The sequence below is a fragment of the Hymenobacter agri genome (genome assembly GCF_054778495.1).
Genome location: NZ_BAAGZM010001097.1, coordinates 1 through 829, shown reverse-complemented (window position 1 = coordinate 829; position 829 = coordinate 1). Strand labels below are relative to the sequence as shown.

Below are 829 nucleotides of genomic sequence, written 5' to 3'. Positions count from 1 at the left end.
GGGCCTGGCTGGCAGCCGCTGTGGCCTTGTGGGGCCTGCGCGAAGGTGCGGCCGGCGAAGCAAAGGCGCAAACGACCATCGAATGGCGCGCCCGCTACTGGGGTGGCCCGGTGCCGGTGGTGGCAGAAACGCAAAAGTTATTGTTACTCGGTGATGACCTGCCACATCCAAGGCAACCGGTGATGGGAGACACAATGATTGCTGCAAGTCCAATAGCTGCATCCCATGTTGCTACCATAGCGCAGAAAGTGGTATTTCGGGGTGCTGTTACCGATGTTTCGACGAATCAGGGACTGCCGGGTGTCACGGTTCTCGTTAAAGGCACCGAACTGGGGGTGAGTACTTCCGTTGACGGTACTTTTGAATTGAAAGTGCCCATGCAGGTTTTTCATAACGAAGCCTTATGCCTCACCGTGAGCTCGGTTGGGTTTATAACGCAGGAACGAACGCTGACTTGCCGGGATGCCAATACTGGACAACAATTTCAACTGCCTCCCGCAACCATGGGACTATTGGAAATGATGGTGTTGCCGCCTGCGCCCTGGCATCCCCGCGCATTTTATTACTGGGGCAAATACTGGCTTACCCGCCCGTTTCGCCGTAATTGAGCCGGCCGCGCCGTTAGCGCCTTTCCAGTCAAAAAATAATACCTTAGCCGCATGGCAACTCCTTCGTTTTCCATTCCGCAGCCCTGCATGCAGCCCTGGGCCGCCATGTCGCCCACCGCCGCCGGCCACCACTGCGCCGCCTGCGCCACAGAAGTTGTCGACTTCACCCAGCTCAGCGAGGCCGAGATTCTGGCGTTTCTGGCGCGGCAGGGTGGCCGGCC

1 protein-coding gene is annotated in these 829 nt (G+C 58.4%); it reads left to right on the top strand.

Going from position 1 to position 829, the window contains the following annotated elements; translation table 11 throughout:
- Window positions 1-608, top strand: a 608-nt coding sequence (locus tag ACYVDE_RS24705; protein WP_460504169.1) for a carboxypeptidase-like regulatory domain-containing protein, incomplete at its 5' end; no start/stop codon positions are given.
- Window positions 609-829: the final 221 nt, after the last annotated feature.